At 64.5% G+C, this 12,696-nt stretch carries 16 protein-coding genes; 6 read left to right on the forward strand and 10 right to left on the reverse strand.

The window, feature by feature from the left end; genetic code table 11:
• Positions 1-348 precede the first annotated feature (348 nt).
• The 4 genes from ACQ86L_RS02280 to ACQ86L_RS02295 all read left to right on the forward strand — a co-directional run bounded on the left by ACQ86L_RS02280 (position 349) and on the right by ACQ86L_RS02295 (position 2,950).
• A complete protein-coding gene (locus ACQ86L_RS02280) occupies positions 349-645 on the forward strand; it encodes a helix-turn-helix domain-containing protein (protein ID WP_434317505.1) in 297 nt (98 codons plus the stop codon).
• A gap of 5 nt (positions 646-650) precedes the next feature.
• Complete coding sequence (locus tag ACQ86L_RS02285) at positions 651-1,076, forward strand: hypothetical protein (RefSeq protein WP_434317506.1); 426 nt, start codon at positions 651-653, stop codon at positions 1,074-1,076.
• Positions 1,073-2,455 carry a DNA primase family protein gene (locus tag ACQ86L_RS02290; protein ID WP_434317507.1) on the forward strand — a complete coding sequence of 461 codons (1,383 nt, stop codon included), beginning with the start codon at positions 1,073-1,075 and terminating at the stop codon, positions 2,453-2,455. The genes ACQ86L_RS02285 and ACQ86L_RS02290 overlap by 4 nt, the downstream gene beginning before the upstream one ends.
• 138 nt (positions 2,456-2,593) lie before the next feature.
• Positions 2,594-2,950 carry a hypothetical protein gene (locus tag ACQ86L_RS02295; RefSeq protein ID WP_434317508.1) on the forward strand — a complete coding sequence of 119 codons (357 nt, stop codon included), beginning with the start codon at positions 2,594-2,596 and terminating at the stop codon, positions 2,948-2,950.
• Positions 2,951-3,132: 182 nt separating this feature from the next.
• Here the strand turns inward: ACQ86L_RS02295 and ACQ86L_RS02300 are convergent, their stop codons facing one another.
• The 6 genes from ACQ86L_RS02300 to ACQ86L_RS02325 form a co-directional block, all read right to left on the reverse strand.
• On the reverse strand, positions 3,133-4,293 hold the full coding sequence (locus ACQ86L_RS02300) for a competence protein CoiA (RefSeq protein WP_434317509.1): 1,161 nt from the start codon (positions 4,291-4,293) through the stop codon (positions 3,133-3,135).
• Positions 4,294-4,880: 587 nt separating this feature from the next.
• Complete coding sequence (locus ACQ86L_RS02305) at positions 4,881-6,881, reverse strand: hypothetical protein (protein WP_434317510.1); 2,001 nt, start codon at positions 6,879-6,881, stop codon at positions 4,881-4,883.
• A complete protein-coding gene (locus ACQ86L_RS02310; protein ID WP_434317511.1) occupies positions 6,881-7,288 on the reverse strand; it encodes a hypothetical protein in 408 nt (135 codons plus the stop codon). Before ACQ86L_RS02310 ends, ACQ86L_RS02305 begins: the two co-directional genes overlap by 1 nt.
• A 143-nt stretch (positions 7,289-7,431) precedes the next feature.
• Entirely contained in the window at positions 7,432-8,004 is a 573-nt protein-coding gene (locus tag ACQ86L_RS02315) for a hypothetical protein (RefSeq protein WP_434317512.1), read from the reverse strand.
• 4 nt (positions 8,005-8,008) lie between these two features.
• Positions 8,009-8,725: an RES family NAD+ phosphorylase gene (locus ACQ86L_RS02320; protein WP_434317513.1), complete on the reverse strand. Its 717-nt coding sequence runs from the start codon at positions 8,723-8,725 to the stop codon at positions 8,009-8,011.
• On the reverse strand, positions 8,722-9,114 hold the full coding sequence (locus tag ACQ86L_RS02325; protein ID WP_370053347.1) for a hypothetical protein: 393 nt from the start codon (positions 9,112-9,114) through the stop codon (positions 8,722-8,724). The genes ACQ86L_RS02320 and ACQ86L_RS02325 overlap by 4 nt, the downstream gene beginning before the upstream one ends.
• Before the next feature lie 189 nt (positions 9,115-9,303).
• Here ACQ86L_RS02325 and ACQ86L_RS02330 point away from each other — a divergent pair, with 189 nt between their 5' ends.
• Positions 9,304-9,687 (forward strand): hypothetical protein, encoded by a 384-nt coding sequence (locus ACQ86L_RS02330; protein WP_434317514.1) that lies wholly within the window; start codon positions 9,304-9,306, stop codon positions 9,685-9,687.
• A 39-nt stretch (positions 9,688-9,726) separates the two neighbouring features.
• Here ACQ86L_RS02330 and ACQ86L_RS02335 read toward each other — a convergent pair whose 3' ends face one another.
• On the reverse strand, positions 9,727-10,296 hold the full coding sequence (locus ACQ86L_RS02335; RefSeq protein WP_434317515.1) for a hypothetical protein: 570 nt from the start codon (positions 10,294-10,296) through the stop codon (positions 9,727-9,729).
• Positions 10,297-10,389: 93 nt separating this feature from the next.
• On the opposite strand from ACQ86L_RS02335, the gene ACQ86L_RS02340 reads away from it, so the two are divergent.
• A complete protein-coding gene (locus ACQ86L_RS02340) occupies positions 10,390-10,842 on the forward strand; it encodes a hypothetical protein (protein ID WP_434317516.1) in 453 nt (150 codons plus the stop codon).
• A gap of 226 nt (positions 10,843-11,068) precedes the next feature.
• On the opposite strand, the gene ACQ86L_RS02345 is transcribed toward ACQ86L_RS02340, so the two are convergent.
• From ACQ86L_RS02345 to ACQ86L_RS02355, 3 genes are all read right to left on the reverse strand, one after another.
• Positions 11,069-11,254: a hypothetical protein gene (locus ACQ86L_RS02345; protein WP_434317517.1), complete on the reverse strand. Its 186-nt coding sequence runs from the start codon at positions 11,252-11,254 to the stop codon at positions 11,069-11,071.
• Between the two features lie 85 nt (positions 11,255-11,339).
• The gene (locus ACQ86L_RS02350) at positions 11,340-12,299 is read right to left on the reverse strand and encodes a hypothetical protein (protein ID WP_434317518.1); all 960 of its coding nucleotides are present in this window, start codon (positions 12,297-12,299) and stop codon (positions 11,340-11,342) included.
• Positions 12,300-12,312: 13 nt separating this feature from the next.
• Complete coding sequence (locus tag ACQ86L_RS02355; protein WP_434317519.1) at positions 12,313-12,660, reverse strand: hypothetical protein; 348 nt, start codon at positions 12,658-12,660, stop codon at positions 12,313-12,315.
• Positions 12,661-12,696: the final 36 nt, after the last annotated feature.

Below are 12,696 nucleotides of genomic sequence, written 5' to 3' on the forward strand. Positions count from 1 at the left end.
TCTCTAACGGATGGTGAAAAGTTGAAGGCTTGATCCCGCTCGCGTATCGCCAGCTTTTGTCACAGTTGGCTCATACCGTGAATGAGCGCGGCAACCGCCGTGTGCACAACTCAACATCTATATCTCGACTTCGGCAGTTGTCGGGACGAACAAATCATGCGACCTTCCGCGGAAGGTGCGGACCGCAGCACTTGGCTGGTGAGCGATCCAGGTAAATAGAGCCCCGATTTCGAAGGACCCACCTATGTGGGTGCGGACCACACATTTGGCTGGTGAGTGGCCCAGAGCAGAAGAGCCCCGATAACGAAGCGATCAGAAGTTGTGCTCCTCACTCCCAAGGAGCATCACATGCAAGACCTGTCAGACTTTATCGATCTCCCCACCGCCGTCGAACGCTCCGGCTATGGAGAGTCAACCCTGCGACGCCACATCAAGTCCGGCAAGATCCCCGCCGTCAAGATCAAGGGGCGCGTTCACATCAGGCCCCAGGACTTGGAGACGTTCACTGCTCCCGAACCGATGCGCCCGACAGATGCCACCTTGGAAGACTGGGCATCGCGAATGGCAGCCAAGGCGCCGGCATTCCGCCCCGAGCAGCGCAAGCTGATTCTCGCGGCATTCTCCACCGCGCTGGGTGGTGAGTGATCCGAATGCCGGCAACAGAAAACCGCCCCGGCAATCACGGGGCGGCATCTGAAGAGTTTCGCGGCTCTGACCTCAATCTTAATGCCCACCCAACGACAGCGGCGACCGAGGATACCGTGAACCTGACCTCCACCTCGCCCGCTCGCTTCGCACCTACCTCGGCAGAAACACTGACCGAACGGGCGGTGATCAGATACCTCAGCGAGATCGTCGACAGCCCGAGGGTCTCGCTGGGCACCATCCGTGACGCTCTTCTCCAGCGCATCAATGCTGAGTTCGCGTTAGAAAACGCAGGACGCTCCGAGTCGCACTCCAGCTCCGGACCGATCCAGAAGATCCAGTCGCTCGACGAGCGCACCGTTACGCGTGTGCTTCTAGCGCGACACAGGATCGTTTCAATCGATCTCTCAGGGGGCAGGCCGAGGACATGACACTACTCGGCATCTACGTCGACTTCGGAGAAGACGAGGGTACGTACTCGACCTCCGACCGCCGAATCAAGTCACTAGCGAGCGAGCTAAAGCCCTCCCTGACATCAAGAGGCCTCGAATCGGTCTGCTCGAGCCTCCGAATCCATTCACCCGTGGTGCAGAGGACCATAGAGGCACACCTGATCCCGGTCGGCAACGGCGTGTTCGATCACAAACGCCAGACCCTGCGACCGTTCTCGGCCGACTGGATCTTCCTTTCGAAGATCGAGACGGACTACGACCCGAACGCCCAGAGTCCTATCTTCACGATGCCGGACGGAGTCGAGTGGACGTTCGACGGATGGCTCCTGAGCTTGAGCGATGATCCAGGCGTGCCGGAATTGCTTTGGGAGGTCATCAGTGCCAGCGCGCGATCGTACGAGCCCTGGAATAAGGCGCTCTGGCTCGTCTCCGAGCGCGGTAACAACGGCAAGGGGACTTTCGTCCAATTCATTCGAAACCTACTGGGCAAGAAACTCTGCTCTGCTGTGCAGTTCGCTGACTTCGGCCACGAGTTCAAGATGGAACCGCTCCTCCACTCACGCGTCAACCTTGTCGACGAGAACGGCGTGGGGACCTTCGCTGACCGAATCGACGCTTGGAAGGCGTTCATCACCGGCGACACCATCACCTTGAACAGAAAGCACAAGACTCCCATTGCAGTTAGCTGGCGGGGCATCGACATCCAGTGCCTCAACTCGTTCAGCCAGAGAACCAAGGACCGCTCTGAATCGTTCTACCGGAGGCTGCTGATCATCCCGTTCCGCAAGTGGTTCGGGGACGGGGAACGGAAGTACATCAAGCGGGACTACTTGGAGGATCCCCAAGTGCTCCGCTACGCATTGAAGCGCGCTCTCGAGATGCAGCACACGGAGTTCTCCAATCCAGCGGTGTGCCGCGAGGCGCTCGATGAGTACAAGGGTACGAACAACGGCCTTCTGAGCTTCTGGCTCGAATTCGAGAACCAGTTCCCTTGGGACCTGTTGCCGTTCAGATTCCTCTACGACTTGTATTGCGAGTGGTTCCGCAGGGTGAACCCGAGCGGCCAGATCGAAAGCATGAACGCCCTAGTGTCGTTTCTCAAGGAACATCTCGCCGGCTCGGAGGAATGGGAACACAAGGGCTCCGTGGCTGTTCGACCAAAGCTGATGATGAGCCAGCCGGAACCGTTGATCGTCGAATACAACCTCACAGACTGGATGAACAGCACATATTCGGGAACGGACCCGAACAAGAAGACCCTGCCGTATCCCTTGAAGACCAACTACAAGGGCTTGGTGCGCCGCCAGCCAATAAGCGCCTCGGCTCGCATAACTGCTTCGACGGTCACCGAGCCGTAGCAACCGAGTCACACGAGGCGGCCGACGGTCCTGGTCGGCTGCCCTGCGTCCTGCAAGAGGTTGCTGACGTCCGCGCTGAAGGGAGGATCAGAAGAAGCTGCTCACACCGCTCATTAGATTGTGAGCCGAGCTGGGCCGGTGGCGAACACAGTTCGCGCCGGCCCAGCCGTCCGGTTCGACGGTTTCTCGGTAGGATGCGCCGCGCGCATCGCTCTCCTTGCCAGCTGGGGCTTCATCCTCCTCGGGGCGTTCCTGTTCATTGCCTCCGCAATCGACGTGCTCAGTCGTCGTCCGGCCGACGTCCCGCTCGAACCAGTGCGCCTCTGGCTGGCAATCATTCTGGCCGTCGTGGGAATCGGCTGCATCATCGTCGGCTCGGTGCAGTGGCGCGGCGTGCTGCGCCAGTACGACCTCAACGGCCAGATCGGTGACCGTTCCAGCCACAGGAACGATCCGCGTAACATCCCGGGCTGGGTCCCCGGCCACCATCGGTGAGTCGGAGGTCTGCGGTAGCCCAATGCCACGCACAACCGTGTCCACTCTTAACCCACTGTGGTGACCGAGATCACCGCGGAGGCTGACTACGCCCACGAAGCGCGCGCCTTCGTCGACTAGATACGGGCGCTGTGGCCCGCCCATGACACGGTTCGTTTCCCGGGCACTCCCTTGCCTCGACCCTAATGGCGGCGCTCGGGGAGCGGTTGGAAGTCGTCGTCGTAGAACGCGTCGAATTGCACCAGCCCAGTCTCCGCTGGGCCGGGAAACGTCGCCCTCGTCGGAGGCTGTGGCGTACACCGGCCGCGCCCGATGTCATCGCACTGGTGATGGACAGCCGTCAGCGATCGGTCCAGATCTACGCCGGGCGAAACGGGGACAACGTAGATCTGTGCTCGACGCTTGGTCGTGCTCAGATGGAAGTCGCCCTGGACCCGGCCGCACCGTGGGCAGACCTGGCCGATGTACTCGCCTCCCTCCTGGGTCTTCACGGTCCTGTGCGTCGTCGGCGGTGCGAAGTGGGCGGCGAGCTCACGTAGGAGATCCGCGTTGAGCGCTGGCTCGAGGGCCTGCTTCCGCAACGGCAGGGGGTCGGTGAACATCTCCGCTCGCCCGGGCTTGCCGCACCTGGTGTCCACCACGACCCCGTGGAGCCACCAGTGGGTGATCCACTGATTGCACGCGTAGCAGCGGCCCATCTTCGCGAGGATCAGGGCGCCGGCCGAGCGCACCTCGACGCGCTTCCGGAAGCGGCCCATGAAGAGCGCCGTCGCCCCTTCCGTCAGCTGCCACTCGGTCGCCTGCTCGAAGACACGACCGGGCAGCTCGATCACCAGCCCGTCCGCCCTTCCGTCGAGCTTGTAGCGGTCCTCGCCCGCGTGCGCGTGGTTCTTCGGGCCGACGAACCAGATCGTCCGCATCCCGGCGCCCGCGTAGCGCTGCGTGCGCCGCACGAACTCCTCGGGCGTCTGAGGCGACCACTGCGCCTCCAGGGCGACGCGGGTGCCGCCTCGCTCGATCATCACGTCGGCAATCCACTCGCGTTCCGGGCCGACGTACTCGATCGTGGCCGTCCACCCGGCAGCCCGTGCCGCCGCCGCCAGCGCCGCCTTGCTCGCGAGGTGCTCCTGGGTCTCCGGGCCAGAGTCCGCATGCAGCCCGCACCCTGCTGTGTGGTGGACGAAGTGCCTCAGGCCGAGCTTGCTGGTGCGCGGATAGCCGGACTGGCCGCACACGAGCTCCAGACCCGTCTGCTTGTAGGTGGCGCGCAGCTGCTCCCAGGACGCATCGTCCATCGACGGCGCTTCCAGACGCTGGCTGTCGACGATCGCTACGAGGGGCATGCATCCTGCTTACCTGATCGGGATCACCCCGGAAATCACCCGAACTGGTGAACGCAATGGCCCTCGTTTGCCGGCGTGTCGAGGCTCAGGGCCTGTCGATCCAGCGCCTGATCAGCGAAAAGGCCATGCCCCCGCGCGGCTTCCCGAACTTCTTGCAGTGCTCCCAGGCAACGTTAAGCTTACGGTGTGCCACTTCACAGATTCAGAGCCGCCGTTACGTTTAGCGAGACGCGCGCTCCGTTCTGCCGATTGTATGAAGTGGAGGCACGTAAGCCACGTGATGCCGGCGGATCGAACAACGAAGCCGGGCCTGCGCTCACAGGTCCCGGCTTCAAGTTCGGACCGCGGGATGCCCGCCGTCCTGGTCTTCGTGACGAGAACCAGCATACGACGGAGCTCCCAGTGTGGATACGCCTGCAACGCCACACAGAAGGGAGACCGCAGTGACCGACTTGTCCAACCCGCGGCCGCGGCGCTTCTGGTTGAGGACCGACGTGCCCGTGCTCGTCGTCGCGATCCTCAGCCTGATCGCGCCGTACCTCCACGCGCACTGAAATCGCATGGGCCAACCGTGGACCGGGAGTTACTCATCCCGGTCCACGGTTGCACGCCCGGTGCGAGCCCGCAGTCGGTAGACCCGGGGCGTGATGTCTCCACGATGCGCGTTGACCAGCACGGGGGGCGATGCGGATGCGTTTGATCTGCTCCCGTCCGGCGCCGTACCTCTGGCGACGCCAATGGCCGCGACGGATGTGGGGCGAGACGTGGAAGTCCGACGCTCCATCACCCGGCACGGTGCTTGCGCTGACTGACCGGTGTGTTGCCCCGACGTCGACGACGCGGACGCCGGCGCCAGAGCGCCTGCCGTTGCGCCGGAAGTCTTTCGACGTCACCAGGGCCTCGAGGTCCGCGGGCGTAATCCCGAAGGGTGCAGCTGTCTCGTCGTCGGGCTCATGCCATTGGGCCCAGGCGACGACGGCGGTGAGGTTGTCGACGACATCACGATATGCGGTGGTCGAACGCGAGGCGGGCACAACGAAGCGGCCCAGGGTGGAGCCGTAGAGCGCCGGGATCGAAATGCACCACGCGAAGAGGTCCTCAGGCCGGCCGAAGGAATCGGCCAGCAGAAGCAATCCCTCGACCTGTGCGCCGAGCTGAGCGATCGCATCTCCAAGAGGAGGTGCGATCCACCGATCGTCGTGTGAGAACCGCAGGTGGGCGTACATCACGCTCGTCAGATCCTTGTTGCTCCTCGACGTGTCGTGCGTAACCTCCGACAGCAGGCGCCAGTTCTTGGCGTCGTCCAACTCGATCGTCTCGATCGGGTCGAGCACGAGGGGTTCGGCGAATGCGAGGAACACCTGGGGAAACGGGAGGACCAGCTCGGCGCGGTCTGCGTCGTCCAGGGGCTCCGATTCCGCGAATGAGGCTGTCTGGCCTGCGGGGAGCCAGTAGGTGGCAGCTGCGGTCAAGCCGACGGCGGTCTCGGCGTATGCGCTCCCGTTGCTGTCGGCCAGCCAGCGAGAGAACGCGGCAGCGGCGTAGGTGTTCTGGGAGGCAAGACCCTGACTCGGAAAGGGATGGGTCGGTACGGGAGCGAACGGGTGGGTCGGAAGACCGAGGTTCTCCGCGACGCGCCTTCGTGTGATGAAGATGCTGCGCCACGCCTCGAAGACGGAGTCGGCGGACTGTGTGGCGATGGATCGGCGTCGTGCAGCCGGGGTGCTTGCTAGGGGCGGGTCGATCGCGTCCTGCCTGATCTCGCGAGCCTCCACCGTGATGGCGCCCTTGGTGGCCCCGAGAGCAGAAAGCGACGCGCCGTGCTCACCGTCGGGGACCAGGATCGAACCTGCTCCCCACGCGTGAATCGCGTTCGGGTCCAAATCGGTTGCCCTCGACGCCCAGATCCGGGCTGCCGTATGGTTCGCTGCGTCGAGCAGTGATCGCTGCTCGGGGGACAGGCGGTCGGTGTCTGTGACGTGGTGCGCCCCGTCCTCGTCGACGAAGACGACGCCCTGGTCGAGAAGATTCTGCCGGAAGCTCGGCCGGCCGAGCCGGAGGTCGAGCAGGAGGTCGAGATTGAAAGCGGCGCCAGGTCGTGCAGTGTCAGAGGAGACGTTGCGGCGCTCGCCCCGGGCGCGTTGAAGGCGCGTGACCTGCTCCGTACTCCACCCCTTGCCGTCGGCGATGTCGATGGTGCTCAACCACCCTTGCAACCCGAGGAACTGGTTGAGAGCTTCGATCCTCTCGACTCCGGTGGACCCTGGAGAGGCATCAATGGCTGCGCCCGCATAGTGGTCCCACGCATCGAGGATGCGCGAATGGAACCCACTCGCGTCCGCGAAGACGGAGCGCAGGAAGCTCACCTCTCGCCGCAGGCCGCCGGCGTACGGAGAGATCTCGTCTGCGATCGCAGCTGACTGCGCAGCCATATCGCCGCGCAGCTGATCGACGATCGCGAGTGCACGCTCGGCTTCCGCCAGAGCCTCTTGCTCCATCGAAAGCTCGGTTCGCAGCTGCTCCAGGGTCGCGTTGAGGTGGCTGGTTCGCCGGCCCTCTGCTCCCACCTTGTGCTTGCCGCGGGCCATCAGGAAATCACCTCGGCCTCGGGGAGAACAATACGAAGCTCAGCCAGGCGCTCGTCCGTGATGAGAGACCGACGCCAGTCGGCCTCTACATTGAACTCGGCGACGAGGCGCGGCCGTTGAGGGAGTTCGGGGTACACGCTGTCCGCATTCGCGAAGAGAACACGGATCTTATCGATCTCGCGGATCTCATGAACGATGTCGCTCGACAGAGTCTGGATCGTGTCACGAAGCTGATCGGTCTCGGCGGTGGCGCCGCTCGAGCGATCCCGCGACGCCCGCTCTAGTGCCACTTGCAGCACCGGGGTCGTGGCGATGGTCTTCTGCGCCGACATCCTCTTCCTGCGCACCTCGGCGATCTCTTGCCGAAGCTTCGCGATGAGTTGTCCGGCTTCTTGCTCCTCTGTCATTTCCCCACCTTCAGTCGCCCGTACTCCTTGGAATGGTGCCGGACGAGCAACATTTCTGTGAACCATATCGCCAGGTACCGACGGCCAGGACAGAGCGAACCTGAGCACTGGCCGCTCGATTGCTGGGCCTGATCCGAAACAATTCAGTCTCGACGGACGAGCTGTTCGAGGCGTCGCAGCAAAGCGACCGCCTGCACTCTTGCATCATGGTCACCGTGATTGGTGACCAGCCGCCGCAGCAGTGCGGACTGGTCGCCAATCTCAGGATGGTGGATCGCGTTGATCTGCTCGAGCGGCATGCGCCGTGCTTCCCATTCCTGGTCGACGGAGCCGGGACGGACACCGACCGTGCGCTGCGCACCGTGGAAGGTCACGGGACCGACGAGCTGCACCAGGCCGCCTTCCAGCTTCCGCCGCGTGCGCTTGGACAGTCCAACCGCCGGTTCCAGGGCCTCGCGAACCAGCTTGTACTGACCCGGCAGGTCGACGTAGTCCGCGGGGTAGCTGTTCCGGTTCGGCAGCTGTTCCTGGGTGTACTCGATCGTGCGCCGATACTCGGACAGCACCCCTCGGATCTCGGTTCCGGCCTTGTAGCGGTCACTCGCGCGAGTCGAGCGCCACGCTATCTGCCCAGCGACAAGGACGCCGCCCAGAGCGCCGAGGATGGCGCTGAGCACGAGGCTGATCGCCGGCCACCAGGCCGAGAACTCCTTCACCACGTCAGTCCGGCCAGCGCAGTCGATGCAGCCGGAACGCCTCAGCGATCTCCGGCGTCTCGTGGCGCAGCTCGAACGTCTCCGCATTGCCCAGACGTTCGCTGGTCTCGCCGTCCGCTGCATGCTCGAAGACGGCCCACATCCGGTACTCGTCACCGAAGCGGGAAGTGAACTGGATGCCGTCGACCAGGTCGTTCTGGTTCTCGTCCCGCTGCTCGAAGATCCACCTCGCGATCGACCTGGTCAGGTCACGCTGGCGGGCGTCCTTGAGAATCGACGTATCGAGCTGCACCGGGGTCAGCTTGAAACGGGCGAACGGGAAGCCGGCCTGGACGGCCGCAAGGCTCTCGCTATGGGTGATGTAGCAGTACCAGCCCATCTGATCCGCTCTGCCCGCGAAGCGCTCGTCGAGCCACCCGTAGCCGACGGTTCCAGAGGGGGCGTCCGGGAACAGCTCGACGTCGCCGTCGGGGTCCTCGATCTCATCGAGCTCGGCGTCCGTCTCCGGATCGGGCCTGAACTGCGCGAGCACCTCCAGCAGGCATGCGAGAAGGGTCTCGCCGGTGTAGATGGTCCGGAACTCTGCGGACTGATCGTCCCAACGCCCGTTGAAGCGGCCCTCGTCATTCGAGTAGCGCCAATCGGCCCAGGCCCACGGGTCAGGCCGGTAGCCTACGCGCCAGACCGGCTCCGAGACCTCGGTGATCTCGAGGCCGCTCATCCGATGAACGCGAACGCCTTCGCGGCCGCCATCACCTCGGGGCCGACCTCGTCCGGGCTGCCAGTCTGCAGAACCCGGGCAGGTGAGACGTCGTTGAGTGCCGGGTTCATCCCCTTGAACCACGACTGGACGGTCACCGCCTCGTTGCGCTCACGCAGAAGCGCGGCGATTTGGTAGGCGACGAACAAGCGGTCGCGATCGGTTGCTCCCGGCGCTCTGGTGCCAGCGGCCCACTCTGCCACAGGCTTGGTGGACTTGACGTTTCCGATGTAGGCGACGAGGCGCACGCCGACGATGTCCCGGAGCTTGGTGACCAGCTCGGGGAAAGTCGACCGGATCGCGTCGTCGTACGCACGCATCCCCGCCTTCTGAGTCGTTGTCGTTGCCATGTCGTTGACATTACTCCGACAAACCTCGAAACGGCCATATAAGTTCGTTTCGAATCGGCATCAAAATCACCCCCAAAATCGGCCGGGAAGGAGCGCCGATAGTCCACCGTATGTCCGGTTCCGCATTTTGAACGTGGACGGGTCAGTGCGGATCTGCGCTGATCTCCCTTCCCCCGATAGATTTCATCCATGAAGCCGAACGAGATCCGCGAGACGCGCGAGCCGGACGACGAAAGCAACTGGCCGGACCTCCAGGTCGAGCGTGAGCCACGCGACGCCCACGCTGGTGATCGCGTGAAGCTCGCCGGCATCGGCGTCTCGATCACCGGTGACGACCAGCTCGAGTGCATTTGCGTGTCCCTCGCGGACTACCAGCACTTCCTGCACAGCACGACGGCGAGAGCTCTCGGCGATCAGCTGGCGGCGCACGACGGGCACGCGATCGCGATCACGATCCACGGGGTCACCCAGACGGCAGGGGTGAACGCGTCGCGCGCTCTGCGGCAGACGCTGGAACGCCGACTCACCGAATGGAACAAGCACGCACGTGCCAACGGGGCGGCGCCCGTCTAAGCGAGCGCGACACGGCGACGCCGGCGGTGCCGCGCTCCCTTATTTGACCTCCGAAACCGTGCCGCCTTGAGCGCGCCTGAAAGCTCGGCCATCGGCGTCGGTCCACGAGATCATCGGACTCACGTTGGCGTCGGCCCCCGCCTGCGGGACACCGTCGACCGAGTTATGGCCCATCCACGTCCCTGGGAAGTCCTCGTCTTTGCCGCCAGCGATCACCTGGCGGGAGCCGTTCGTCGGAGGGTCTCCCTGCCAGTACGTGCCCTCTGGGGCGTCGCGGAGCCACACGGGGCCGACGGTGACGTCGTAGATCGGACGAGTGTCGGTGTTCATCACAGTGAAGTTGGTCGTCGTGATGCCCATTCGAGCGGTGCCGCCGGTCGACGTGTTGCTGACCTTTGAATATCGAACACGCCGTGCGCGCGTCAACGCCCGGGCATCCTCAACCTCGACCTGGTGGAGACGGTCCTGTCGCCGCTTGAGGACGTCCCAGACAAAGCCCCAGACGGCGATTGCCAGGGCGACGGTCGGGGCGATCAGTTGTATCCAGAACGGCGTCGTCTCGTGCGCGACAGCGTGAGCAAGCACCGGCATTGACCCCTCCGCGACCACCGGGGCTCCTCGCAACCGATGCGAACCCGGCCTCTCAGAGCAGAGAGTACCTCGGCCGTTTACGATGGCAGCAGCACCCGATCGGAGATCCCCATGCCCAAGCTCAACGCAGAAGCGCGCGAGACGCTGGACTTCGCGGGCTTCACGCCCAAGCAGTGGGCCAAGATCCACTTCAACGACGGCGTCTGGCACGGTGACGAATGCGGCTGCAGCGACGACCGCTGCATCGGCCACCACCACGAAACCGAAGACGACTGCCAGTGCCTTCCGGCGATGATCACCGAGGTACGCCGCCAGGAGTTCGCAGACCGCGCGGCCGGTCCGATCTGGACCGCCTACCAGGCGGCTGTCGAGGCTGGAGACGAGGTCGCGCGCCAGGCGGCCCAGGATGCAGCCGAGACGTGGGTCAAGACCTACAAGGGAGCCGGCATGACCTCGTGCTCGCTCGACGAGATCGTCGACGGCAAGCCGGGGATCTCGTACACGAACATCTGGAACGACCGGCGCTGGTTGCTCTGGTCGCCGGAGGCCGTCACCGCCTCGTGACGACCGCTCTCAGCGGCCGAGGCCCGGCAGTCCCCCACTGACACCGCGGATGGAGTGTCCTTTCTTCCCGGCCTTCCGCGCCGCCTTCTGCTCCTTGGTCGGCGGCTTCCCCCAGGGCACCAGCGCCGGTCACCCTGGAAGAAGTGCGCCACGAACGTCTGCTCGCCGACGAGCCACACCTGCTGCAGATGGCACACAGGACATTCGCGTTTCCGGCTCGCCATGGTCAGGCAGGGTCCTCTCTCGGACCAGTTTCGTCGTACTCGCCGTTCGCGAGCCGTCGATACTCGTCGTCGATCTCGGCATCGAGCTTGTGAGCCTCCCGAATGGCCGCGAACAACGCCTTCTCGATGTCTGCGTACTCGTCGTTTCCGAGGATCGGTTCGTCGTCGAACTCGTCGTCGTCCCCCATGCCGACATGCTGCTCGGGTTCCCGCTCCACCGTCAACTGTTGACGGCTTCGTGTCCTCCATCTTGAGGACATCGCCCCACGAGCGCTACCGTATTGCCCACCCGGGGATGCCAGGCCGGCGCGGATACGAAATCCATAGCGAGGACGTCTCAACCCGACGTGACCTGGCCGGCATCTCCAGGGGGACTTCCCTTGGCGCCGTTCCAGGCAGCAGATCGATGATCCGCTGCAGCTGCCCCGCCGGCTCCGGTGCGTGGCCGCATCGGAGATCGAACAGTCGGAAGGCCTCGTTCGCCGCGAGAGTCGCAGCGGCCGCCGCGGGACCCACGTCATGGACGAGGTCGCCGCGCAGCTGCATCACCTTCCGCGGACCTTCACCTTGCACCACGTTGCTGTTCATCCGCATGAGTGCGTATGCCCGCTGGCCGTGTGCTGCTGCGGAGCCCGTCCGCCAGAGGAGCTGTACGCCGGAGGCCGCCACTGGGTCCTCGTGCAGCTGCTTGGCCGCTTCGGTGATGACGTCGGTGTTGTTCAGCTTCGCGGTGCTGCTCTTCGGCAGACCGAGCGCAGTGGCCGCCTCGCGGCACTCCTCGAGCTGCTTCTTCAGCTCTTCCACGTCGCGGGCCTGCGCGCGCTCCTGGTCGTCAGTGAGCTCGGAGGCGCTGTTCACGAGCTTGAGCTGGTCGTCGAGGTCCTGCATCCGCAGCCGCATCGCGCGCCCTCGCCGTTCGGAGCGCTGAGGCGGTGCCAGCACCCACGCCGCCTGTGATGCCGTCAGCAGCGCTGTCCGCAGCGTCGTCATGTAGCTGGTCGGGTACATCGTCTGTGTCGCCCTCATCGTCGAGAGGGCGAAGTCGAGGTGCTCGACGGCGATGACGAGCGGGTACCAGGCGATGTTCGAGACGGACAGACCCGGGCGGTCGTCGCCACTCAGCGCGCTGCTGGGAGGGATCACTGGTGCCGTCTTCGTCCTCTCGCCCCAGAGCTCGACCGCCGCTGAGATGTGCGTCAGCCGCTGCTCCCATTCCGCCCAGGCGCTCGTCATGGGATCAAGCACCTCATTGCGCGGTATCTGTCGTCCGAGCCTTCTCCACCTCGGTGCGCACACTGTCGATCGACTTCTGGAACGACGGCACCCATCGGGTCAGAGCCGACAGGTCGTCCCATGCGACGGTGATCGTGAAGCCCGCCGTCTTCCGCCTCCGGACCACGATCTCCTCGGCCCGCACGGAGTACGGGATCTCCAGCGCGTCGTACGCCTCGCTGAGCTCCGGGATCCCGTCAGCGACGCCATCGCGCCAGATGCAGAACTCGCCGTTCGGCTCGAACCACATGGCGTACTTGGCGTTGAGCACGCCGACGAGTTTCCGCTGGGCCGCGCGTTGCTCGGGTGTCAGATTGGCCATGCCGTCAACCGTAGAGGTCGCCGCCGTCACTCCCCC

The organism is Leifsonia sp. P73, from assembly GCF_051059105.1.
GTDB lineage: Bacteria > Actinomycetota > Actinomycetes > Actinomycetales > Microbacteriaceae > Leifsonia.